The sequence below is a fragment of the Chlorobium phaeovibrioides genome (assembly GCF_003968655.1).
GTDB classification, from domain to species: Bacteria; Bacteroidota; Chlorobiia; order Chlorobiales; family Chlorobiaceae; genus Chlorobium; species Chlorobium phaeovibrioides.
On the sequence record NZ_RXYK01000006.1, the window covers coordinates 81253 to 105366 of the forward strand.

Sequence of the window (24114 nt, forward strand, 5' to 3'; positions counted from 1 at the left end):
CATGTCAAAATACGCACCAAGAAAAGCCCAGCTCGCACGAGAGTTCCTGGAGAAGCCGACCCCCTTGAAAGGAGCCCGGGCCGACAGGGAGTGGTGGGAGATGCCGGTTGATTTCCATGACGGGAACTGGTGTTTTCCCGGCAAACCCGAAACCCTCAAAGAGATCGGGTTCCCCAACCCCCGCAAATGGGCCGCCACCGATGAGGACTGGCAGCTCCCCGACGGGTGGCAGAAAATCATACACGACGGCCTCAAGGAGAGGCTCAAGAAGTTCCGTTCGCTGAAGCTCTATCTTGACGCCTGCGTTCGCTGCGGCGCCTGCGCCGACAAGTGCCACTTCTTTCTCGGTACCGGCGACCCCAAGAACATGCCGGTCATCCGTGCTGAGCTGCTTCGCTCCGTTTACCGGAACGACTTTCCCATGGTGGAGAAAATCCTCAAAGGATTTTCCGGATCGCGCAAGCTCACCGCGGAAGTCATTAAAGAGTGGCACTCCTACTTCTATCAGTGCACCGAGTGCCGGCGCTGCAGCGTGTTCTGCCCGCTCGGCATCGACACGGCCGAAATTACCATGGTGGCCCGCGAACTGCTGAACCTGATTGGCGTCAACAACAACTGGATTCTTGCTCCGGTAGCCAACTGCAACCGTACCGGAAACCACCTTGGAATTGAGCCACACACCTTTGTGCAGAACATCATGTCGCTGGTTGACGACATTGAGGAGCTCACCGGAATAACGGTGAACCCCACCTTCAACCGCAAGGGGGCGGAGATACTCTTCATCACACCCTCAGGCGATGTGTTCGGCGACCCTGGAGTCTACACCATGATGGGCTACCTGCTGCTGTTCCATCACATAGGGCTCGACTACACCATCAGCACCTACGCCTCCGAGGGGGGGAACTTCGGCCTCTTCACCACGAACGAGATGATGAAGAAGCTGAACGCCAAAATGTACCACGAAGCCGAGCGGCTGAAGGTAAAATGGATTCTTGGCGGCGAGTGCGGCCACATGTGGAGGGTGGTGCACCAGTACATGGCCACCATGAACGGCCCTGCCGACTTTCTTGAGGAGCCGGTCTCGCCCATTACCGGCACAAAGTTCACCAATGCGGCATCAACCAAAATGGTGCATATCGCCGAGTTCACGGCCGACCTCATCAAGCACGGAAAGCTGAAGCTCGACCCGAGCCGCAACAACCATCTCCGTACAACCTTTCACGACTCGTGCAATGTGTCGCGCGGGATGGGAATGCTTGAAGAGCCGCGTTTCGTTCTCAATTCGGTCTGCAGCTCCTTCAATGAAATGCCGGAGAACACCATCCGGGAAAAAACCTTCTGCTGCGGCTCAGGAAGCGGCATCAACGCTGAAGAGTTTATGGAAATGCGCATGAGAGGCGGTTTTCCAAGAGCCAACGCAGTGAGAACAGTCAAAAAACAGCACCAGGTCAACGCACTGGTAACCATCTGCGCCATTGATCGGGCAACCCTGCCTCCTCTCATGCGCTACTGGAACCCGGGTGTTGCTGTTTACGGGCTTCACGAGCTGGTTGGTAACGCTCTTGTGATGGAGGGAGAAACACCCAGAACCGAAGACCTGAGGGAGAACCCGATGGCCGTGGCCGAAGAGGGGGAGGATGACGATGCGTAAGAGACATATTCTTTTCATCGGGCTGCTTGCCGCTCTTCTCATGGCACTGCTCTTTTCGTTCCATGCCGGAACCGAAGGCGAGGCACCCGCATCTCAAGCCGCTCAAGCCGCTGCGGTGGACAGCAGCTCCTGCGTCTATCCAAAAGAGTATATGCACACGCACCACATGCAGGTGCTGGAGGATTGGAAAAACACCGCAGCTCATGAAGGTCCCGATGCGGTGCATGAAACGGCGGACGGAAGGAAGCTTCAGAAGAACCTATCCACCTGCCTTGCCTGCCACGGCTCCAACCGTTACTTCTGTTTCAGCTGCCACGCCTACGCAAATGCGCAGCCCAACTGCTGGAACTGCCATATATCGCCACTGGAAACACCATGATGAAAAACGACAGACGAGAGTTTATCCGCAAGGCGGGCATGGGCCTGCTTGCTGGAATGGGGGCAGCTTCCGGCCTACTGACTGGAGGAGGGTTTGAGCGCACCACCTCCGCTGCATGGGCGGCTGTGCCGGGTGAGGAGGGCCTGCGCTGGGGAATGCTGTTCGACACACGGCGCTGCCCTGAGGGCTGCACCCTCTGCATTGAGTCGTGCCATCATACCCATAATGTGCCTGACATTGCCAGCCTTGAAGGAAAGATAGAGTGGATGCATAAAGAGAATGGAAGGGAGCTGCTTGGTTCCCTCTGCGCCTCCACAGCGGCTGTTCCAGCGCTCTGTAACCACTGCGCCGAGCCTTCATGTGCCCGTGCATGCCCGACCGGCTCCATTTTCCGACGCACTGACGGCATTGTGGCCATAGACTATCACCGGTGCGTGGGCTGCCGCTCCTGCATGCAGAGTTGCCCTTACGGGGAGGTCAGCTTCAACTGGAGCGACCCTCGTGCCGCCCTCAAAAACCCGACCGTTGAGTATCCAACCCGTCAGCGCGGCGTGGTGGAAAAATGCAATTTCTGCTCCGACCGTCTCGTGCGTGGCAAAAAGCCCTCATGCGTAGAGGCCTGTCCCGAAGGAGCCATCTCGTTCGGTAACCTTAACGACCCCTCATCCGAAATCCGCAGGCTCCTTGAAAGCAGCGAAACGCTGCAGAGGAAGCCGGAACTCGGTACAAGGCCCTCAGTTTTCTATATCATTTAAGGATCCGCCATGATTGAACAAGCACTTAAAGGACGCCGCAACTACAGGATATGGAGCCTCGCACTTCTCGTGGTGGCGGCAGGGGGCGTGTACGCCTCCGCCCTGCAGAGCGCGGACGGGTTCGTCCATACCGGGATGGGCAACAATGCCATCTGGGGGCTCTACCATGCACAGCTGCCCTTTCTTGCCTCCATTGCCGCAGCCTCGCTTGCCATACTGGTGCCCGGGACGCTTCAGAAACATTCGTTCCTTGCCTCCCTTGCCCCGCTGGCGGCATTTCTCGGCGCTACGGCTTCGGCCATGAGCCTGTTCTTCATTGCTGCCGACCTCGGCATGCAGCGCCGTATTCTGACGCTGCTCCTGAACCCTTCGCCCGGCGCTCCCGCCTCCTGGCAGGTGCCACTCCTGCTTCTTTTCCTTGCCCTCACCCTTACAGTCGGCTGGGCGCAGGTTGGGGCAATGCGTAAGGGAGTGAAGCCCCCGGTGTGGATTCGTTCTGCCGTCATGGTTGCCATTCCGGCAGGAATTGCCCTTCCGGTTATTTCCGCCTTCACGCTGGCTGTTGTGCCCGGCAGTGAGCTCTGGACCTCTGCGCTTCTCGCCCCCCGCCTGATGGCCTCGGGGGTTGCGGCGGGAGCAGGCATTATGCTGCTGATGGCGGTGACGGCTGAACAGCTGGCAGGATTCAAGGCCGGAGAGGAAACGCTGGAACGGCTTGCCGCTGTTGGCGCGTGGGCAGGGCTCGTCTTCCTTGCCCTTACGGGGCTGGACGCCGCAACGGCCATGCTTGGCAACATGACGGCCGACACTGCCGCGCTTGCCCTTCTCTACGGCAACTCCCCTTTCGCAGTGGTTTCATGGTTTGCGCTTTTTTCCGGCACCCTCTCAACCGGGCTGTTACTCGTGCCCTCCCTTCGCCGTTCATTCATTGCCGCCGCTTCTTTGGGATCTCTTCTGGCGCTCTCCGTCTGGCTCCAGAGTGGTCTGACGCTTATTCTTGCAGGACAGCTGAAAGATGCTTCGGCTGCAGCCGGCTACGCACCGGCAGTGCCGGAACTTCTTCTGACTGCCGGGATATGGGCAGGTGCAGTGCTCCTCATGACCGTTCTGCTCAAAATCACCGCTTCGGCACAGCTGGAACGGGAGGGTCTATGAGCACCTTTCTTCCTCTCAACATCCGTATTGACGGTAAAAAAATTCTCTTTGTGGGTGGAGGCGTGCTTGCCATGCACAAACTGCAGGCGGTTCTTCAGTTCAGTACTGCCGTTACCGTGCTTGACTCCGCATGCAGTGACGAAGTTGTATGCACAGGGGTGCAGGTGCTCAACAAAACCTATGAACCCTCCGACCTTGACGGATTTTTTCTTGTCTATGCATGCACTCCCGATGAGGGCCTGAACCGCCGCGTGCTGGATGATGCGCAAAAGAAGGGAATTCTCTGCAACATAGCCGATAACCGCAACGATTCCGACTTCATCTCTCCCGCCCTGTTCCGCCATGAGGGAATGACCGTCAGCGTCTCCTCCGACGGGCGCAACGCCCGGCGCTCAGTTGAGTGGAGAAATGCCATAAAAGAGCTCTTTCTCTCAAAAAGAGTGCCGACGAAGACCAACGCTTAAAGCAGTACACCATGAAAAAAAAGAGCGATACAGCAAAAAAAGGATATGTCTTTATAGCCGGAGCCGGCCCCGGCGACCCTGAACTCCTCACCTTGAAGGCTGTGCGGGCGCTGCAGGATGCCGATGTCATTCTCTATGACGATCTGGTGACAAGCGCAATCATCGACCAGTTCGGTGGCCTGAAAATCTATACCGGCAAACGCAAAGACAGCCACCACTTCGAACAGGACGCAATCAACGAGGAGATTGCCCGCCATGCCCTGGAGGGGAAAACGGTTGTGAGGCTCAAAGGGGGAGACCCCTTCGTGTTCGGCCGTGGCGGAGAGGAGATTGATGTGCTCAGAAAGTATGGGATAGACTACGAAATCATTCCCGGCATCACTGCAGCCCACGGGGCAAGCGCATACAGTGAAATACCCCTCACCATGCGCAAGGTCTCCTCGTCCGTTGCTTTCTGCACCGGCCATCCCGTCAACAAGATACAGGTGCCCGATGCCGATACCCTGGTTTACTACATGGTGGCCTCTTCTGTGCACGAGGTACTTGATGCCGTTGTGAAAAAAGGGCGTCCTGAAGAGACCAAGGTTGCCATTGTCCAGAATGCCACCCGTTATAACCAGAGAGTCTGGACGGGAACTCTGGGGGAGCTCCGCAGAAAAGAGCGCGCGGCCTACTCTCCCGCCCTCCTCATTATCGGCGAGAACATCAACCAGTTCATTGAAAACAACTGGTTCAGCAGGAAGAAGAAAGTGCTGACGGGAGACGCCGACCCCAGGCGCTACAGCAGCAGGGAATGGCTTGTTGTGAACTTTCCCTGCCGCCGGGTGGATGAGGCCGACCGCGACAGGCTCGAGGAGAGCATTTCCAATGTTGCCGACTATCCGGTGCTCTTTTTCCCGAACAGGTTTGCCGTCAAGTATTTTTTCACCTACCTGATGGAGTTCAACCGCGATGTGCGTCATCTGGCAAACTGTACCATCTGCACGCTTGGACGGCCGGCAGCAACCGAACTCCAGAAGTATGGCATTATAGCCGATCTTGCCCTTGAGCCCGACAGCCCTTCCGATATTGCCATCCGGCTCAAAGAGCGCGCCATCACCGGAAAAAAGGTGCTCCTTCCCGGTTCCAACCTTGTTGACGGTTACCTGATGAACGAGCTTTCAGCTCTGGGCAACACCGTTACACCGCTGAGCGTTTATCTGCACGGTCAGCAGGAACAGGAGGAGAGTATTGACCTGGAGTTCATTGATGAGATTTTCTTCTCTTCCTCCACCTGCGTTAAAAATTTCAGTTCGCTCTACCGAACGATTCCCGCCGGCATCACCGTTACTACTGCCGACAGCGACACGGAAACAGAGTATTGCCGGCTCTTCGGCAAAAGAACCTGAACGAGAGAACAAAGAGGTATGGCACCCGAACAACGATCGGTCATGTTTTCACGATGCAGCCGCCAAAGCAGCACCCATGAGAGCCCGCAGACCGGAGAAGAACGATGTGGCAGGGAGGAACGGCACAGGAGCGGGGAGCTGATGGAGGATCATTGCAGCTGCTGTGAACTTCCCCGTGCCGACTGCCGGGCAGGCGGAAGGGAGAGTGTCGGGGGGGGGACTGTGTATTGTATGGAAAAGGCGTATATTCTCACAGTCTGTTGAACCCGCCCTCCGTCATTGCCCGCCGCTCCAGAACCGGCGGAGTATTTCGGGGCTGAAAACAAGTTTCTCTATGCTGGGTGATGTTTTACTTATCAGTGAAAAGCACATAGCGGCAGCGGCCGTCATAGCAGAACGGGTCATAATCGAGCTCCAGACCCTTCAGAAAGAGCATTCCGGGCACAAGTACATTGTGGCCATATCGGGCGAGTCGGGCAGCGGAAAGAGCGAACTCTCCCACTCCCTTGCCGTACGGCTCAAAAAAGAGGGTGTCCGCCCCAAGATTCTCCATACAGACAACTATTACCGGATTCCTCCCTCGGAGCGTCTTGCATGGCGTCTTGCCGACAACTTCGAGAATGTGGGTGTGGGCGAGTACGACTGGGACCTGCTCAAAAGCAATATTGCCGATTTCCGCAGCGACCGCCAGTCGCTCATGCCGTGCGTTGATATTGTGAGCGGCGAAATCGACCGCCTCATCACCGACTTCAGCAAAGCCGATGTGCTGGTTGTTGACGGACTCTACGCTCTTGGCATTCGCGATGCAGACCTCTGCGTCTACATCGACCTTACCTGGCGCGAAACAAAAAAGAACCAGACGCTTCGCGGCAAAGAGGCTAATGACACCTACCGCCTGCGGGTGCTGGAAAAAGAGCATGACGACATCAGCGCCTTCCGCTACAGGGCACACCTGATTGTAGGGCACGACTACAGCGTGACTGAGTCTCTGGATCCCGGTGACGCCGCAGTTGAGGGCGATTATGCAGGACAGTAGCGCCCCGCACCCGGGAAGCCGCATTTCCAAAAAACTTCTTGAAGCTTTTCCCGCTTTCGGGAGCCTCAACTTCCGCCGGTATTTCCCCGGCCAGGTGGTCTCCATGGTTGGCACCTGGATGCAGATGGTTGCCCAGGGCTGGCTTGTGCTTGAACTTACCGATTCGGCTTTCGATGTTGGTCTTGTTGCCGCCGCCTCCACCCTTCCCACACTCTTTCTCTCACTCTTCGGCGGTGTTATTGTTGACCGCTACCCGCGCCGTACCATTCTGCTCTGGACCCAGACAGCGGCAATGATGCTGGCCTTCATACTCGGCATTTTCGTTCTCACAGGTACGGTGACAATGCCCGTCATTCTCATCCTCTCCTTCCTTCTCGGCTGCGTCAACGCACTCAATGTGCCCGCCCTTCAAGCCTTTCTCAGCGAGATGGTCGAGCGGGAACATCTCTCCTCTGCCATAGCCATGAACTCCGCCATCTATAACGGCTCGCGCGTCATAGGTCCCGCCATTGCCGGCTTCATCATTGCGGCAGCCGGAACAGGAGCTGCCTTCATTGCAAACGGGTTCAGCTTTCTGGCCGTCATCGTTTCCCTGCTCCTCATCCGCTCCGCCGGCATGCTGGCCCCTGAGGGCGAGCGGGTTCATCCGATTGAGGCTATCCGCGAGGGTCTCCGCTACTCGCTCAACCACCCCATCATCCGCACCATCGTCATCTTTATTGCCATCATTTCCATTTTTGCATGGTCCTATGTTACCATGCTGCCGGTTATCGCCAAACGCTCGTTCCAGATGGACGCCACCGGCCTCGGCTACCTCTACGGCGTTTCCGGGCTCGGCTCCGTACTGGGCACCATTTTTGTTTCCATGTACTCCCGCACCATCGACCGCATGGTGTTCATCTCCGGCGGCACCATTCTCTTCTCCCTCTCCCTCGCCGCCTTCACCTGGACCTCCTGGCTCCCCCTCGCCTACTTCTTTCTCTTCCTCTGTGGCCTCGGCCTTGTGGCAGCAGTAGCTACAATGAGCGCCACCCTGCAGGGAACCGTTGACGACCGGTACCGCGGCAGGGTGATGAGCCTCTATATGATGGTTTTCATGGGGTTTATGCCAATCGGCAACCTTGAAGTCGGCTGGCTCTCAGAGCAGTTCGGCACCGGGCCGGCAATCCGCATCGGCTGCCTCGTTACCCTCATAGCAGCAATCGCCATAATCTTCTACAGCCCCCGCGTCCGCGCCGACTACGACCGCTACCGCAAGGCAGAATCCGGTTGAAAAACGCTCCCCGGCCCTGCCTGCCGTCAATGACCCCCGCCTGCTCCCTTTCCTGAACCCTTCTCCTCTCTGATGAAGAACAGGAGCGGCAGGCAGCAGAGGAACAGGACGGCAATCAGCATGAAGGCGTCCATGTAGGCAAGGTGGTGGCTCTGGGCCATCACCGTGCCCTCAAGCGCGCGCGTTGCTGCATAGCCGGCATCAACGGGCGAGAGTGCTCCACTTGTCTGCATGGTTTGGCCGATGGCGTCAAGACGGAGGACTGCTTCGTGGTCGAAGGGGGAGAGGCTGCTGATGAGATCCACCCTGTGGGCGGCCACCCGTTTGGCGATGTAGGTGTTGGTGATGGCAATGCCGAACGAGCCTCCGAGCTGGCGCACCATGTTGTTCAACCCCGTGGCCTGGCCGATGTCGCGCCCGTGCAGACCTGTGACGGCCAGCATGGTGACAGGAATGAAAATGAACCCGAGAGCAAGCCCCCGAAGCAGCAGCACCCAGAAAAATTGTGTAGCCCCCGACTGCATGGTCTGCTGCCCAAGCTCCCAGCTGAAGAGCATGAAGGCCGCCATCCCGAATGCCATCAGCAGTTTCGGCGATGCCCCCTTCTGCAGGGCTATGCCCAGCGGCATGGAGATGGCCCCCGTCAGCATGGCGCTGGGAAAGAGCACAAGGCCGGTCAGAACGGCCGTGAAGCCCAGAAGTTGCTGCACGAACACCGGAAACACAAACAGCGTTCCGTAAAGGCCGTAACCCACAATGAAGGTGAGCACAGCAGCAATGGCCAGGTTCTTGCTTCGCCCCAGCACGCTGAGGTCCACCGCCGGGTGCTCGGTGTGCAGCTCCCACCACACAAAAGCAGCAAGGCAGACAATTGCGATAATGGTGAACCAGGTGATGTAGGGTGTTGCGAACCAGTCTTTTGATTCCCCCCGCTCAAGAATGAACTGCAGAGACCCGATGCCCACCGCCAGCAGCCCTATTCCTGCCCAGTCGATTTTTTTAACCTTGTGCGATACCTTCGGTTCACGGATAAAGGTGAAGGCAGCCCACGAGGCCAGAAGCCCCACAGGAATGTTCACGAAAAAGCACCACTCCCAGCTCAGGTAATCAACCAGATATCCTCCGAGAAGCGGTCCGATGGTGGGGCCGAGCACAAGGCCCATTGAGAATATGCCTGTGGCCGCTCCCCGCTCCTCAGGCCGGAAGGTCTCATAGAGAATGGCCTGGGATGTGGGCAGAAGCGCCCCGCCCCCTATGCCCTGAATAAAGCGGAAAAAGACCAGCGTCCAGATGTTGTCGGCTATGCCGCAGAGCAGCGATGCCAAAGTAAAGAGAAGGATGGAGCCAATGAAGTAGGTGCGCCGCCCGAGCAGGTTTCCGAGAAACCCGGAGAGAGGGATGACAATGACATTGGCTATTGCGTAGCTGATGATAACCCACGAAACATCCTCAATGCTGGCGCCGAGGTTGCCGCTGATGTGGCTGATTGCCACATTGACAATTGTGGTATCAATCAGCTCCAGCATTGCGGCCACAATCACCGTAATGGTGATGATTGTTTTCCGGAACCCGGTTTCGTAAGTGTGTCCGCCTTCGTATGCCCCGGCTGCAGCTGCTCCGCTCATGGCTGAGTCCTCACTTCACCCTGACATCCGCTACCACACTCATTCCTGCGGCAAGAGGCTGTTCGGGTGTTTCCGTAAACACAATTTTTACCGGTACCCGCTGGGCAACCTTCACGAAGTTGCCGCTTGCATTGTCGGGGGGGAGAAGGGAGAACTTTGAGCCGGTGCCCGATGAGATTGACTCCACGCGTCCCTCGAACGATTTGCCGGGGAAGGCATCAACCTTGATGTCGACCTTCTGGCCGGGGCGTATGTTGGTGAGCTGCGTCTCCTTGAAATTGGCCACCACCCAGAGCTCACTGCTGCCTACAAGCCCGATGAGCCATTGACCCGGCTGCACGAACTGCCCGGGCTGCACATTCTTTCTGGCAACATGGCCATCTGCCGGAGCGGTGATGGTTGTATAGGAAAGCTGCAGGCGTGCGTTCTGAAGCTCCGCCTCGCGCACCTTCACCAAAGCAAGCGCTGCCCGGTATTGCCCTGAAGCTCCAGCATGCTCTGCTGAAGAGCCGGTTGCTCCCGCAGTGACCGCGTCCAGCTCCGCTTTTGAAATAACATCCTGCTCCTGCAGGTTCCGGCTTCGGCGAAGATCGGCCTGGAGTTTTCGCTCATTGGCCTTTGCTGCCGTTATTGCCGCCCGTGCGGCCTCGGCAGAGGCTTTTGCGCTTTCAAGTGCAGCCACGGCAGCGTCGCGCCGCACCACAAAATCAAGCGAGTCGAGCCTGATGAGGGCGTCTCCCCGGGCAACCTTCCCGTTGTCCTCCGCCATGACCTCAATAACCTTGCCCGGCACGCGGGAAATTACAGGATAGATGTCCCCCTCAATCTGGGCGTTGTCGGTCTCTTCATAGAGAAAAGAGTGGTAGAGCTTCATTCCCCCAAACACAAGCCCTATTGCAAGCAGGATTCCAAGAACCAGGTACCGCATGGGATTGACGGGGGGCTTTGAGCCGGAACCTTTGCCGGCAGGTACTTCTTCCATAGGTGCTTATGCGTTGATTGTTGCGCGCGTCTCCTCGTCCGGGCAGTCGTCCTCTTCTGTCTCAAGTTCCGGCGTTTTCAGTACCAGAACAGGGCAGGGAGAGTGGCGCATGACTGATTCGGTTGTGCTTCCTACAAGAAGCCGGAGCAGGCGGCTGCTTCCGTGCGACCCCAGAACAATCATTCCGGCGCCCCCGTTGCGGGCATTCTCCAGAATCATCTTTGCGGGATTGCCATAGGCAACTGCAAAACGCACATCACACCCTGAATCCGCAAGGATTCCTGAGTATTGCGAGAACATAAGAAGATGCTCTCTGAGCATCGTATCTTCGTCACCCCGCATCTCATCGGGAACCACATGAAGCACGGTCAGCCGTGTTCCTGTGGAATGGTGCTCGGCAAGGTATCGTATTGTATGGAGCGAGTCGGCTGAAAAATCAACCGGAGCAAGTATTCGTTTTTCCTGAGGTTTCATGGTGTTTTCTGGTCGGGTTGCTGAATGGGTTCAAGCGGTTCTCCCGCCGCCCGTTTAAGGGCATAGGTGTTCATAACTAAAGTGTAGCGGGCCTGCAGGTTGGAGAGTTCCGCCTCGGCAAGCGAGGCCTCTGTATCAAGCAGGTCAAGCGCAGTGGCAAGTCCGTTGCGGTACCGGGTGCGGGCGTGCTCTGCGGCAAGTTCAGCCTGCTTCACCTGCAGGGTTGTGGTGGCAATGTTCTGGCGGCTGGCCCTCAGGGAGTTCAGTGACTGGCGAACCTCCTGGCGGATCTGCTGGTCGGTATCGAGCCGTTCGGCCCCGGCTGCCCGCTGCATGGCAAGTGCTGCGCGTTTTTCAGAACGGATGGCGAACCCGGTAAAAAGCGGGAGCTCCATTCTCACGCCTGCCGCTGTATTCGGGCGCATCTCCTCAAGGTCGGGCAGAAAGCCGTTGGCGGTTCCCCAGGAGAGGTTCCCGGTGATAACGGGAAGACAGGCCCTTTCTGCAAGCTCAGTCTTTCTGATGGCCGTGCGCTCATGTTCCCCGGCAAGCCTCAGTTCAAGGCGTTTTTCGAGAGCGGAGACAACAAACGACGATTCCTCCTCTCCCTGTTCAACGGAAGCAAACGATCCTTCAACCCCGACGGGCTCATCTTCAGGTAAGCCGCAAAGCCGGCTGAGGGCTATGGACTGATTGGCCAGCTCGCTCTCCAGATCTGTTTTTTTTGTCAAAGCCGAGGCCAGCCGAACCTCTGTGGAGAGCAAATCAAAGCGTGTTGCCACCCCTTCGCGGTACCGCGTCCGCGTATACTCAAGGTTTTTCTCAAGCGCGGCAATCTCTTTCTCCTGCACAAGCACAGCTTCGCGGAGGAAGAGCATGGTATGGAACACCTGAATGGTTGTATAGGCGAGGTCCCGTTCAGTGAGGGAGAGGGAAAGGCCGGCTGCTTTTTCACTCGAGCGCGCTATGGAGACGCCCTTGGCTGTACGGCCGAAATCAAGCAGCGTCATCTCCGCGCCAACTCGGGCGTTGTAGCTGTTGGCGGGCATGAACTTCATCCCCTGGTACTCGGAAATCGGGTCGCGATAGCTGTAATCGGCAATTGCTGAAAGGTGAGGGTACCAGCCGCTTCTGCTCCCTTCAGTCCGTGCTTCTGCGGCATTGAGGTTTTCGCGTGCCTGGCGCAGGCGGGGACTGTTCTCCCGAACCCGCTGCAATGCATTATTGAGGGTGAAGGTGGCGGCATGAGACGCCGTTGGAAGGGCGAATGCCGCAATCAGTATCAGTGCCGTAGTGAATCGTAGCTTCATGGCCTCTGCGTTGTTAAGGGTGCAGTAGATACGGTGCAATTCCCGTGCCATACCTGCCACATCCAAAGTATTAATATAACATATTCATTAGAAAGCAGTTGATACTTTTTCTGATATTCTTATTGTTATGAAAAGTCTGGAATATTCGGAATATTCTGTAAACGGTGTTCCTGAAAATCCGGAATAAATAGATCTTGCTTCCGCCCATGACTGATCCCTCCCTCATTGAATCCCGCCGGCTGACCCAGTACATCAGCGATGCAGTCGGAAGCGTGCGCGACCCGCAAGAGCTTTTCCACACCCTTACCGACAAGCTCAGGCTGATGTTCAAGTTTGATTCAGCCGTCATCGTCACCATTGATAAAGACCGCCGGTATGTCAGCGTTTTTTTCGAGATGTTCCTCTTCCCCATAGCTCAGGGGTTCGCAAACGAGAAACGGCTACTTGCCGGCTCATGGTTTGAGCCATTTCTCGCAAAGCCAGCCGTGGCAACCGTCAGCATCGGCGACGAGCTGCGCCGCCATGGCAACGATTCCTATCCGATTCTGAAAATCTTCTACGACGCCGGGATGCGCCAGATTGTGCTCTCTCCCCTCCTTTCGGGTGGTGAGGTCATCGGGTTCCTCAACTTTGTATCGCGTGAGGAAAAGGCATGGAGTGAGGCAGAACGCGACCTGCTTGCTTCCGTCACCTCCCCCATCTCTATGGCTGTGAGCAACGCCCTTGCCTATGATGAACTCCGTCAAAGGGAGGCAGAAACTGCCATGCAGCTTGCCGTCAACAACGCCCTGATGACCATCCGCGACCGCGGCCAGATGCTTCTTGCCGTCTGCGAGCAGATCAGCAAGCTTCTGCCGGTCGTCTATCTCGGCATAAGGGTGTTTGGTGATGACGGTACTCCCCGCCTGGCAGACAACTTCATGCATGATGAGGAGGGGCGGTTCATTTCGGTCAGTACGGAGGAGCGCCTGAGCCACACAGGAGATGAAGATGCCATGCGTGAAAGCCGCGAGCTTATTGCTCATCCGGGTGTATACTCCGGCGACAGATTCCTTCAGCTTGCCCGTGAGTCGCGGCTTGTTGCCGAAGTACAGGAGCGCTACGGAATCTGTACCATCATCAGCGCACAGCTCTGGGACGCACCCGGAAGCCATGCGGGCCTTATTATCTCCAGCAGCCGGAGACCCTTTGAAGAGGCGGAACTCGCTACCCTCAACCTCATCATTCCCCAGCTCTCCCTTGCTCTGCAGAACCTGCTCGCCTTTGAAGAAATTGACACTCTCCGCCAGAGGCTGGAGGGGGAACGCACCTACCTCAAGGAAGAAATCCGCGCCGTTCATAACTTTGAAGAAATCATTGGCACCAGCGCCCCCCTTGCAGCCGTTCTGAGGCGGGTCAGCCAGGTGGCCCCAACCGACGCCACCGTTCTGATTCAAGGCGAAACCGGTACCGGCAAAGAGCTGTTCGCCCGTGCCATCCACACCCTCTCCCCCCGCAATGAACGGGTTCTCGTTCGGGTCAACTGCGCCGCACTCCCCGCCACCCTGATTGAATCGGAACTTTTCGGTCACGAAAAAGGCAGCTTCACAGGCGCCACTGGCCGGCGTATCGGTAAATTTGAACTCGCCGACGGTGGCACCATTTTCCTTGATGAAATCGGAGAGCTTCCCCTTGAGCTCCAGTCAAAAATGCTCCGGGTTCTCCAGGAACGCGAAATCGAACGCCTCGGAGGCGGCAAGCTCATTCCCGTCAATGTCCGCGTCATAGCCGCAAGCAACCGCGACCTGCAGAAAGAGGTGGCAGCCGGACGATTCCGCGCCGACCTCTTCTTCCGCCTTAACGCATTCCCCATCTTCCTCCCTCCGCTCAGGGCCAGAACCGGCGACATTTCCATGCTCGCCCTCCATTTCGCCCAGAAGTTCGCCCGCGAATTCGGCCGTCCCAACCGCCCCATTCGTGAGCGCGACATGCAGGAACTCAAAGAACGCCAATGGAAAGGCAACATCCGCGAACTTGCCCACGCCATAGAACAGGCAGTCATCCTCACTGACGGCCCCGTGCTCGACTTCTCAACCATCCTCACCCCCCGCAGCCGCCACCTGGCAGCTCTCAGCCCCAACCCCGCAAAGGGGATACAGAGCATGGCCATCTTCGAAGAAGAGGTCCGTGAAATGGAACGCACCCTCATTCTCGACGCCCTCGACCAGGCAAAAGGCCGCGTCAGCGGCAAAGGCGGAGCCGCAGAACTCCTCTCCATCCATCCCAAAACCCTCTACACCCGCATAGAAAAGCTTGGCCTCCGCAAACGCTACCACACATGAACAAGGGGGAACGCTGTACACTCATTGAACGATTTTCTTCGCAACCAGCAATCCACCCACCTCTGCCATGGAAAAGCAATACTGGTTTTTCAGGATGTCCCCTCAATCCCGTAACTTACCCTTGCAGCTCAGCCAACCTCCCCCATTCAAATAGCACGAACCATGACTGAACAACTCACATTCGCCCAGGCAATGGGTCCCACAGCAGGGGACGGCAACATAGACTGCTCCGGCAAAGGGCTGACCTCCCTTGAAGGAGCCCCACAGGAAGTCCGCTGGGACTTCAACTGCTCCGACAATATGCTCGAGTCGCTTGAAGGCGGACCTGTAGGAGCATACATCAACATCAACTGTTCCGGGAACCTCCTCAGCACCCTCATTGGATCCCCTCCCATAGTCGGCGACTTCAACTGCTCCGGCAACCAGCTCACCACCCTGCAGGGCGGCCCCATGGAAGTTGCAGCCAGCTTCGACTGTTCCGACAACATGCTCAACTCTCTTGACGGTGGCCCCGCGTTTGTCACCGGCAACTACTCCTGCGCCAACAACGAGCTCACCTCGCTGGTAGGAGCCCCCGCCGAAGTAGAAAACTTCAACTGCTCCGGCAACCGCCTCACCTCGCTGGCCGGATGCCCCGAAGTGGTCAACGGCGACTTCATCTGCCAGGACAACGACGAACTCTTTACCGAAGAAGAAGTCCGCGAAGCCTGTGAAGTAAAGGGACGGGTACTCAGCGGCATATAGCTGCCCTCTCTTTGCTGACATAGAGCGATGGACAAGACAAGAAAAATATTCTTGACAAAGGCTCCGTTGTGTTATAACATAACGGAGCTTTTTATGCGCGCAACAGTCACAAAGATTGGTAATTCCACCGGCGTTATTCTCCAAAAAGGCTATGACGGAATACAGGAACGCTCAGGGTGAGCTTTCTACATGGCGGTGCGCCGTCCGTTAATGAATTGGCCGCCAACGCCTATGGCATTATTCGTAATCATCCGTTTATAGACGACACCTTAAGTTGGATAAACCTGTTGAGGATAATCTTTATCGATATCTTACGGACACGGTTATTTAGTGCTGTATTGCACCACGCTCACCCTCCCGAAGCTCACCCAGTTCAGCATAAGCCCTTTTACCGGTTTGTCGGGCCTTGCTGCAGCCAGTGCGTCGGCGTAACAGCGGAGCTGCGGCAGATAGATGTTGAATCGTTCTTCAAGAAGTTCGTCGGTTTTTACCTGATCGGACTTATGGTCCACAATCCAGAGCGCGTCTTCTGTCTCCACCACAAGATCGGTGAACCCTGCCACCACGGATCCTGATGCGTCGAGAGCGAGAAGCGGCAGTTCCGCGTGCCTCGTTATGGCGGTGAACCGGGAGCCGAGCCACGAATCAAACGCCCTGACGGCCTCGTAGACCGGCTTGAGCTGCCCGGGGGCAAGCAGCCCCTCAAAAGCCCCGGCAAGAAGCTCCTCCCGTTCCGGATGGCCTGAGAGGAGTTCGAACGCACGGTGCAGGATTTTTCCTTTTTCCATCGGGTCGTCAACACCCGGAATATCGATGGAGAACCCGTTGCCGTACTGGATATCCTCACGGGGTGTTCCGGCTGCACCGGAGTCGTTATGCAGTGAAGATGGCCGTACCGCTTCTGGCGTGAGCGTTTCCGGCATTGTGCTGCGCCTGATAGCCCGCCGGCCGAACACGGGAAGGGAAGATTCCGTGCTCGCAGCTTCAATCTCAATGCCTGTCTTCAGGGTGATGGTCGAGACGGGGCAGCTGAACTCCATTCCCTCTATACTCATGCCTGTAGGTGTAACCTCTGCCTTTGCTGCCCGGCAGAATTCTGCCCAGTAGGTTCCTTGCCACTTTCCCTTGGTTTTTGGCAGGTACTCCGGCCATTCAAGGATGACTTTTTCGCGTGCTCTGGTCAGTGCCACATAGAGCAGGCGTTTGGAGTTTTCGTGTGATTCCGGCTTGAGATCCTCCACGAAGGTGTCGCTTTTTTCTTTTGAGTGGAATTTCGGGTGTATCCTGACCCAGGCATGATCCATGATTGTATCAAGGTCGCTGAAGTCATCATAATCAACCTTTGTGTTGGGCAGGCGGGGGAACTCGCCGTCGTCCATGCCGCAGACTGCAACAACCGGCCATTCGCCGCCTTTCGACTTGTGCCAGGTCATGAGCTGCACCGCCTCCTCATCAATGATTGAAGGGGAAGGACGGGTGTTGTTTTCCCTTCCGGCGCTGTCCGTCGCTTCCATCTTCGCCTTCAGCCATGCAAGGAATGTCTTTATGCCGGAGCCGTAGTACCCGCCGCTGGAGAGGGCTTCACGGCTTGAGGTCATGAACTGAATGCACTCATCCTGCAGTTTCAGCAGGTCGGCCCGTGCTTCCGCACCGTCTGGCCATCCGGCAATAGTGCCATACAGGTCAAGAGTTGTGACGATGTCGTCGAGGATCGCATCCACGGTCCTGTCTTTCGGTCTTTCAGCAACGCCCTCAAGTTTCTCCAGGATGCGGTCTCCCACCGCTCCGCGCTCCATCAGTCCGGTGAGTGCCGACTGCAGGGAGCCTGTGCCGAGTTCCGTGGATGCAAGGTACAGCGCGGCATGCCGGTCGCCGGGGTCGGCCACATAGGCAAGGCAGTGCCATGCAAGCTGTACGATCCGGGAGTCCAGCCATCCCTCTTCCTCAAGCCGGCACCTGATGCCTGCTTTACGGAGTGCTTCCGCATAGAATGTGAGGCGCTTGTTCTTGTAGCAGATGATGGCGATGTCTCCACCGCGTATATCCCTGTGCACATTGAGTTTCTTGTCCCAGACCTGCTGCTTTGTGGCAATCAGTTCCTGAATCCTGTTGACGGTATAGGACGCCCAGGCAGCCTCCTTCAGCGGTTCCGCTGCGGCTATGATTTCAAGCGGCTTCATGGTGCTTCTGAATTCGGCTTTCGCTTCAAGAGCGGTGTATCCTTCATGGAACATGGCGCCGCCGACCTGGTTGATCCACCTCATCAATTCCGGTGAAGAGCGCCAGTTGCCCTCAAGGGGGCTGGTTGGATACTTATTGCTCATTTCTGCCAAGAGACGCTCATCGGCATTCTGGAACCCCATGATTGCCTGCTTCACATCGCCCACGACGATGGCCGGTACTGTGGGTTCCGTTTTCCTCAGCGACCAGACAAGCGAGAACTGCAGGGGGCTGGTATCCTGAAACTCGTCCACGACCAGGCACTCCATCCGCCGGCGGAACAGCGCAAGGACTTCAGGATGTTCCTTGAAGAGTCTGTAGGATATGGAGAGCATGTCCATGAAATCAAGCAGGCCCCGTTTCCCCTTTTCTTTTTCGTAGCCGGCCAGGGTTTCGCCGGCAGCCCTCAAGAGCCTGGCGGCATGCTCCTGTGCATCTGCAAGAGGCCCGGGGTGATACACCAGCCGTTCAGCTGTTGCGATTACCTTGACGATGTGGTCGTTGTAGTCCTTCGGGAGGGGTTCGTCTTTTTTGTAGAAGTGCAGTTGGGACAGCTTATGCCACAGTTTCCAGTCGGTGTCGAGGGTGGTGCTCCGTGAGGCTCTTTTCAAGAGCCGATAGTTGTTCCAGACCTTCTTTTTCGGCCCAGCCTTTAAGTCGTATGTGTTGGAGATGTCGAGGGGAAATGCTTCCAGGGTGTTTTCAACAGCCCTCAGCAGGGCGGCTTTAAGGGTTTCGGCATCTTCAATTCCCCCATATACATCCGCAATTTTTTTCCCTGTGCGCTCTTCCAGCCATTCAGGGGATGTGGCACCGCTGAGTGAACGGAGCTGATCAGTGATGTTGAGGAGCCTTTTACGGAACCCGTCCTCGGCCGTTGCTTTCGTTCCGAAATTGAACCCGTACCCGTCCTCTTCCAGTGTTTCCATCAGTCCCACCGCAGAGGGAGATCCGGCAAGCACCTTTCCGGCAAGCATGGTTTCCTCATCCTTGCTGATCTTGCGGAGGGTGGGGGAGATGCCCGCATCAAACGCAAACTCCTGCAGGATGCGCCTGCCGAACCCGTGGATTGTGGATATGTAGGCGCTCTCCAGCCTGAAGGCTTCATCGAGCATCCCCTCCTGCACAAGTTCTTCGCGTATGCGGCCAACCAGTTCCGCTGCAGCGGTTTCGGTGTAGGTCACCGCAACAATCTTTTCGGGGGCAACCTTTCCCTCTTTAACCCACTCTCCGAGTGTTTTCTGTATTTTGTAGGTCTTCCCTGATCCCGCACCGGCCGGGTGGATGGTCAGCATCGGCAGCTCACTCATTGACGGTCTCCTTTTCAGTCGGGGTTGTTTCATTGTGCATGAAGAGTCTGACAAGAGGATTGTTCTCGATCGCGTATGGCGTTATTCCAATATTCTTAAATGTCTTCTCATCTTCCGTGGTGTTCATCGTTACCAGCCCCTTCTTGAGTGCTTCAAGCTGCTCCTGGATTTTGCCCCATGCGGCATTCGAGGTTGCTGTCCCGAGTTCATTGAGCCCGCTGACTGAGTTGAACCACCCTTTTGTGCCTGCAAGGGCGGTCTGGTCGTTCATGAGGTAGTAGAGTGTGCCGATTTCTCCGGCGCTCTTGAACCGGGCCAGTACTTCCGCAGCTTCCCCGCTGACCTTTTTCTCTTTCTCGGGCCCTCCGGTCTCTATCATGGTCCGGTAGAGTTCGGCCTGGAGGTCCCAGCCGGCATTCATCCGTTTTTCGCGGCTTCCGCTGCTGCTTTTCTTGTAGTCCACCACCAGCATCCGGTTGTCGTCAAGTTTAAGGAGCAGGTCGGCGTTGCCGTGGATCGGTACCCCGCTGAGAGTGCCTTCAAGGCTGATTTCGGTTTCCACCACCCGGGCCTGCATGGCTTCAAGTATTTCGCTCCATTCGAGGGCGGCTTTCAGGATGCCCTGCATGAGGTTTTCGCGTTCAACCGTCCACTCCCGCCTCAAGAGGAACGGGCAGGTTTTCTTGACAGCGTTGTCATAGAGCTCCGGCAGGAGGTTTCTTATCCCCTCAGCGCCGGCAATCCCTTCCGGCGTGAACAGGTGCTCGAAGACGGCGTGGGCGACCGTTCCCATCTTCAGCGGGTCCAGCTTTTCCGGTGCCCATTCCCGGGCCTTTATGTCAAGCCGCTCGAACAGCCATGCAAGCGGGGAGACAAGGAGGGTGTCGAGCCTGCTCGGCGACTCTGGTTTCAGGGTGCCGTCCTTCTGCATTCCTATTTCAAGGAGGTTCTTCTTGAAGTCGAGATCTTCGGGTACCAGTTCGCGGGGAGGGACACCTTCTTTACCGGGTTTCTCCGGCAGGCCGCCAGCCATGTTGTATTCAAGGCTGCTTTCAAGGGTGAGCACAAGTCCCCGACCGTTGCCTGTCTCAAAGAGCGCTTCAGCGAATGTGATGCTTGATGAGGGTGCCAGTGACTTCCCCTGCGCATCCCGACCGGGCACCAGAAACACTGCTGCCTCCGTGGCGGAAGTGAGCTGTCGGCGGAACCTTTTGCGGTTCCGTTCGCCGCGAACAGCGGCGCGTTCCATATCCATCCCTGTAGCCGCTTTCAGCTCTTCAAGCTCTTCATCGGTGAAGATGATCGAGGCCGAAGCAGCTTCAGGGAAGTGCCCGGCCGAGCAGCCCGCAGCGTAAAGCTGCCGGACTGTTCTCCACGGTTCCTGCCCTTCATAAAAGACCGCGACTCCCTCCCTCGTCGGTTCCGGCAGCGCCGGTGCAGCCTGCGGGGTGATCTGGACAATGTCTCTCAGCTCCTGCCATTTCACCGGGCCGGCACTGGCTGTAAGCTCTGCCGCAATGGCTTTACGCAGCTGCCCGGCCCGTTCACGATGAGATTTCAGTTCTTCAGCTTCATCCAGCATGCCCGCAAATTCCTTCATGCGCGCTTTAAGATGGTCGGCATCGGCAGGGCCGCCTGTTACGAGTTCCAGCATCCGGTGTGCTTTTTCACCCTGCGCTTCACAGAGTTTCAGGGTATTCCTCATATCTATGGCGTCCTGTGCGAGCCGGTTCCCTTCTACGGTACTCCACGGCATGAGCGGGGAGGAGAGCAGGGCGGCCATGGCCATGGCAGGAGGGACATCTTCAAGACAGTAGAGGAGGTTCAGTACAGCCTCACCACCAAGGTCACGGGTGTCGTATGCATCCCGCAGACCCGAGAGAGGGATGCCTGCCGCAGTAAACACCTCCCGTGCGGCGTGCGAGTATGCCATGTCGGACGGCAGGAGGAGCGCCATATCGGCATAGTGCAGACCCGGATTCTGCTTCACCGCCTCCTGCATCATGCCTGCCGCCACCTCCATTTCCTGCACCCCGTCACGGACCCTCAACCACTGCAGTGAGCCGTCAAGGAGTGCTTTGCCTTCGGAGGGGAGAGTAAAGAGCTTTTCCTGCATCACCCTGAGCGACGAACCGGAAGGGGCCCGGCTGCCCTCCACGCTCTTTTCCAGCGCTTTCCTCAGCTGCGGGTCCTCCACTTCGCCGGCTGACCCGTTGAGGTGCCCCATCAATGCATTCTGCCAGGGATCGGTACTGAGCCACCCTTCATCATGGTAGACTCGCATCCGGCGGATGGTTCGTTCCGGTGATGCTTTAAGAATCCGGTCTATAGGCTGAAGCGCAGGCGGGAGGGCGTGGCCCATCGCTTCATGAAGTGCCGCCAGATCTTCCACGCGCTTCTGGAGGCGCGGGTTTGCGCTGAGTCGGTCAACCCCTTCTATTCTTCCGGCAGTACCTGCAGCTTCAAGGAGCATGGCGAGGTGGCTGCCGATGAGGGCGGTGATGGATTTCTTTTCTTCAGCCAGTACGGCTTCAAGCGAGCGCCTCCAGAACGCACCGGGTACATTCCATACCCCCATATTGAGTTTTTCCTCCCAGTCGGTTACGGTAGGGGGGAGGACGACGCAGCCTTCGGCCTGCGCCATGAGTTCCGGCCAGGTTCCGGCGATGACGCCGGACAGGGCGCCACTTTCAGCCAGCGAGCGGCGGAGCTTCATTGCCGAAGGTGCGTCGGGCGTGAGAAGGAAGTGGATCATTGCAAGAAATGGTCAGTTGTTCGAGAATAAAAGTTCTGTAGGGGATGCCGTACCCCCCTTTTCCGTTTCGATGGCGGTGCCGGTTGTGCCAATCCCGTCTTCAAGGTTACTGTGGCGTCTGCGTTCCGCCTTTGATGATGCCAGTTTTTTCTCTGCCGCCTTCCGGGTGCTTTTATCCAGATGTTCCATCATCATCGTATGCTCAAGCAGGGTTTCGCGGATATGGAGATTTTCCGCCTCTTCAGTCATCGCCACTACCCAGGTTTTTACCTTGGGGCGGTGCCCCCACCCCCGTAAGATTTCGATGAGTGCGTCGCGCCGTACCCGTTCCTGTGCGTCAAAAAATGCTCTTCTCATCAGCCATGCCAGGGTTCCTCCCATCACCTCATCCGAGAGGGATAGTTCCTGTTCCGCCAGCTTTCTTACAAATGGCTCGCACTCAAACTCCCTGCGCTGTGCCATCCATTCCAGCATTGCGGGGTCACGGCTCCAGCTGCGCGCCAACTCGCGGACCGCGTCACGCCTCGTGTTGTTTTCCGGTTTTTCTCCGGCCATTGTCGTAAGCAGCTCATGTATGTCCAGTCCCATAATCCTCTCCAGTCTTGTGTTAAGGGGTTCTGGATACAATATGCGTCAGCGTATGGGACAAAGACTGTCCAACCCGCCTTCAGGCGCTGCTTCTTTTTTGTGAATCGTCAATAGCCTCAATTGCCCGACGGCGGAACCCCAGTGGATCGGTGATGTTGGGTATGGGGGTGATGCCGCCACCCGTGCCGTTGATGTTCAGAGTTCCGAACCCGAGCATACGGCCAAGCACGCTCTGGTCCACATGGAAGCTCTCAACTTTGCTGTGGTTGATTTCAATAGTGCTCCGGCGTATGAACCCGAACTTTGCGATCACCCGTTTTGAAGTGACGGCAAGTTCGGTTGACTGCCGGCGGATCAAGGCCTCAATGCCGTACCAGATTGCCGGAAGGAGACTGATGAACCCAAGAGTGAAGGTCCCTTGCGCTGTATCCTGATTTTCGCCCATGTGGAGGGCAAGTGCGAAGAGCAGCAGGACGGCCGCTGCAGCAGAGAACGCGATGGCTTTGGAAAAGATGATCCAGTGCAGGCGGCCACTGGCATACAGGACTTCACCTTCCATCATGTTTTTGTCGACATATCCCATGAGGGTCTCCGGGTTTGAGTAAAAGCATCCTTTCAGCACCCCGTGCCGTTCAGCCGGCCCGTGGAATTCCACGGCATTGGACAGCCATTGTCCCATATACGGCGTTACCTTGATGTATGGCGGCTGAAAAATGAGGGTGCAGAAGAAAGATAGTGGATTACTCACGAAAGACAGTGGGTTTACATGGATTCTTTTCTGCCCTAATGACTGCCACTTATCAACTGATATGAATACACACGGAGGAGGCTGCCATGGAACTGGTCAAAGTAATAGAAGGGTTTGTGGAAGAGCTTGAATGGGATGACAATGTCGAGCTTGACCTGGAGACGGGCGATAGCAGTCTAGCAACACACATTGGCATCCAGAACCAGATATTCGACATTTATGTGGAGGCGAAGAAGGATATCGATCTTCTGACCTTTCGTCTGTATACCTCTTTCAATGTTATTGAAGGCAAGTCCGTGGATGCGTGTTTGCTGTTCAATTACATTAACGAACATTTCTCCTATCAGGGCCGGCTAATCCTTACGGATAGCGGAAGGATCCAGTACCGTGAGGTTCTTGATACCGAAGACATCAATCCTTCCCCTGCCATGCTTCTCAATATGTTCGGTAGTGGACAAACCCTTTTCAGAAAACATATCTCGCAGATTGCGGCGGTGGCACTTACTCGCAGGACCTATGAGTCCATACGGGAGGAGTACGATAAAAAAGAGGAGATGGAGAAGTCCCGCAGGGACAGGGAGGAGGACTTATGAGCATTGACTTATTACAATTGCTAAGGCGGCGGACAATGTCAACGAAGATGTCGCATTTTTTTGAAAAAAAACATTCACTTTTCAGCCGGGTTCAGCACCACTTCCCGGTTGATCTCCCACGTTCTTGCAGGCCTTGCTCCCCAGCGTTCCGGATTGAGCTCCCTGGCTCGCTGTAAGGTTGCATTCCGCTGCTCAAAGATCGCACTTGCATGACCGTATCGCATCTGGTGCGGTGTCACATAACCGATCGATGAGTGCATGTGCTTGGTGTTGTTGTACCAGTGCACGAAGTCGCCCATCCAGCGGCGGGCATCTTCAAGCGTATTGAAGGCATTCGGATAGG

At 56.7% G+C, this 24114-nt stretch carries 20 protein-coding genes and 1 pseudogene; 12 read left to right on the plus strand and 9 right to left on the minus strand.

The window, feature by feature from the left end; all coding sequences use genetic code 11:
- Window position 1 precedes the first annotated feature (1 nt).
- The 9 genes from dsrK to EKD02_RS05620 all read left to right on the plus strand — a co-directional run bounded on the left by dsrK (window position 2) and on the right by EKD02_RS05620 (window position 8101).
- On the plus strand, window positions 2-1651 hold the full coding sequence (gene dsrK, locus EKD02_RS05580; RefSeq protein WP_160460198.1) for a sulfate reduction electron transfer complex DsrMKJOP subunit DsrK: 1650 nt from the start codon (window positions 2-4) through the stop codon (window positions 1649-1651).
- Window positions 1644-2030: a hypothetical protein gene (locus EKD02_RS05585; protein ID WP_126341701.1), complete on the plus strand. Its 387-nt coding sequence runs from the start codon at window positions 1644-1646 to the stop codon at window positions 2028-2030. Before dsrK ends, EKD02_RS05585 begins: the two co-directional genes overlap by 8 nt.
- Window positions 2027-2785 (plus strand): sulfate reduction electron transfer complex DsrMKJOP subunit DsrO, encoded by a 759-nt coding sequence (gene dsrO / locus EKD02_RS05590; protein WP_126384376.1) that lies wholly within the window; start codon window positions 2027-2029, stop codon window positions 2783-2785. The genes EKD02_RS05585 and dsrO overlap by 4 nt, the downstream gene beginning before the upstream one ends.
- A gap of 9 nt (window positions 2786-2794) precedes the next feature.
- Window positions 2795-3940 carry an NrfD/PsrC family molybdoenzyme membrane anchor subunit gene (nrfD, locus tag EKD02_RS05595; protein ID WP_126384379.1) on the plus strand — a complete coding sequence of 382 codons (1146 nt, stop codon included), beginning with the start codon at window positions 2795-2797 and terminating at the stop codon, window positions 3938-3940.
- Complete coding sequence (locus EKD02_RS05600; protein WP_126341704.1) at window positions 3937-4404, plus strand: precorrin-2 dehydrogenase/sirohydrochlorin ferrochelatase family protein; 468 nt, start codon at window positions 3937-3939, stop codon at window positions 4402-4404. Before nrfD ends, EKD02_RS05600 begins: the two co-directional genes overlap by 4 nt.
- Before the next feature lie 11 nt (window positions 4405-4415).
- Window positions 4416-5792 carry a uroporphyrinogen-III C-methyltransferase gene (gene cobA, locus EKD02_RS05605; protein WP_126384382.1) on the plus strand — a complete coding sequence of 459 codons (1377 nt, stop codon included), beginning with the start codon at window positions 4416-4418 and terminating at the stop codon, window positions 5790-5792.
- 18 nt (window positions 5793-5810) lie between these two features.
- Complete coding sequence (locus tag EKD02_RS05610) at window positions 5811-6056, plus strand: hypothetical protein (RefSeq protein ID WP_126384385.1); 246 nt, start codon at window positions 5811-5813, stop codon at window positions 6054-6056.
- Between the two features lie 70 nt (window positions 6057-6126).
- Window positions 6127-6828 (plus strand): uridine kinase family protein, encoded by a 702-nt coding sequence (locus EKD02_RS05615; RefSeq protein WP_126341732.1) that lies wholly within the window; start codon window positions 6127-6129, stop codon window positions 6826-6828.
- Window positions 6815-8101 carry an MFS transporter gene (locus EKD02_RS05620; RefSeq protein WP_126341705.1) on the plus strand — a complete coding sequence of 429 codons (1287 nt, stop codon included), beginning with the start codon at window positions 6815-6817 and terminating at the stop codon, window positions 8099-8101. Before EKD02_RS05615 ends, EKD02_RS05620 begins: the two co-directional genes overlap by 14 nt.
- Before the next feature lie 26 nt (window positions 8102-8127).
- Here EKD02_RS05620 and EKD02_RS05625 read toward each other — a convergent pair whose 3' ends face one another.
- From EKD02_RS05625 to EKD02_RS05640, 4 genes are read right to left on the minus strand one after another with little or no spacing between them, the layout of a single operon-like run.
- Entirely contained in the window at window positions 8128-9726 is a 1599-nt protein-coding gene (locus EKD02_RS05625; RefSeq protein WP_126384388.1) for a DHA2 family efflux MFS transporter permease subunit, read from the minus strand.
- A 10-nt stretch (window positions 9727-9736) separates the two neighbouring features.
- Window positions 9737-10708, minus strand: a complete 972-nt coding sequence (locus tag EKD02_RS05630; protein WP_126384391.1) for an HlyD family secretion protein — start codon at window positions 10706-10708, stop codon at window positions 9737-9739.
- A gap of 6 nt (window positions 10709-10714) precedes the next feature.
- On the minus strand, window positions 10715-11182 hold the full coding sequence (locus EKD02_RS05635) for a universal stress protein (RefSeq protein WP_126341708.1): 468 nt from the start codon (window positions 11180-11182) through the stop codon (window positions 10715-10717).
- Window positions 11179-12543: a TolC family protein gene (locus EKD02_RS05640; protein WP_126384394.1), complete on the minus strand. Its 1365-nt coding sequence runs from the start codon at window positions 12541-12543 to the stop codon at window positions 11179-11181. Before EKD02_RS05640 ends, EKD02_RS05635 begins: the two co-directional genes overlap by 4 nt.
- A 155-nt stretch (window positions 12544-12698) precedes the next feature.
- On the opposite strand from EKD02_RS05640, the gene EKD02_RS05645 reads away from it, so the two are divergent.
- Both EKD02_RS05645 and EKD02_RS05650 read left to right on the plus strand, forming a co-directional pair.
- The gene (locus EKD02_RS05645; protein WP_126341710.1) at window positions 12699-14813 is read left to right on the plus strand and encodes a sigma-54-dependent Fis family transcriptional regulator; all 2115 of its coding nucleotides are present in this window, start codon (window positions 12699-12701) and stop codon (window positions 14811-14813) included.
- A gap of 162 nt (window positions 14814-14975) precedes the next feature.
- The gene (locus EKD02_RS05650) at window positions 14976-15557 is read left to right on the plus strand and encodes a hypothetical protein (RefSeq protein ID WP_126384397.1); all 582 of its coding nucleotides are present in this window, start codon (window positions 14976-14978) and stop codon (window positions 15555-15557) included.
- Between the two features lie 323 nt (window positions 15558-15880).
- Here EKD02_RS05650 and EKD02_RS05655 read toward each other — a convergent pair whose 3' ends face one another.
- From EKD02_RS05655 to EKD02_RS05670, 4 genes are all read right to left on the minus strand, one after another.
- Window positions 15881-19087, minus strand: a complete 3207-nt coding sequence (locus tag EKD02_RS05655; RefSeq protein ID WP_185805700.1) for a UvrD-helicase domain-containing protein — start codon at window positions 19085-19087, stop codon at window positions 15881-15883.
- Window positions 19080-21842, minus strand: a complete 2763-nt coding sequence (locus tag EKD02_RS05660) for a PD-(D/E)XK nuclease family protein (RefSeq protein WP_126384403.1) — start codon at window positions 21840-21842, stop codon at window positions 19080-19082. Before EKD02_RS05660 ends, EKD02_RS05655 begins: the two co-directional genes overlap by 8 nt.
- Before the next feature lie 12 nt (window positions 21843-21854).
- Window positions 21855-22430, minus strand: coding sequence for a hypothetical protein (locus tag EKD02_RS05665; RefSeq protein WP_126384406.1), 576 nt, complete (start codon window positions 22428-22430; stop codon window positions 21855-21857).
- A gap of 79 nt (window positions 22431-22509) precedes the next feature.
- On the minus strand, window positions 22510-23109 hold the full coding sequence (locus tag EKD02_RS05670; RefSeq protein ID WP_244924407.1) for a PH domain-containing protein: 600 nt from the start codon (window positions 23107-23109) through the stop codon (window positions 22510-22512).
- Window positions 23110-23264: 155 nt separating this feature from the next.
- On the opposite strand from EKD02_RS05670, the gene EKD02_RS05675 reads away from it, so the two are divergent.
- The gene (locus EKD02_RS05675) at window positions 23265-23771 is read left to right on the plus strand and encodes a type III secretion system chaperone family protein (RefSeq protein WP_126384409.1); all 507 of its coding nucleotides are present in this window, start codon (window positions 23265-23267) and stop codon (window positions 23769-23771) included.
- A gap of 74 nt (window positions 23772-23845) precedes the next feature.
- On the opposite strand, the pseudogene EKD02_RS05680 reads toward EKD02_RS05675, so the two are convergent.
- A pseudogene (locus EKD02_RS05680) lies at window positions 23846-24100 on the minus strand (hypothetical protein); the annotation flags it as partial.
- Window positions 24101-24114 lie beyond the last annotated feature (14 nt).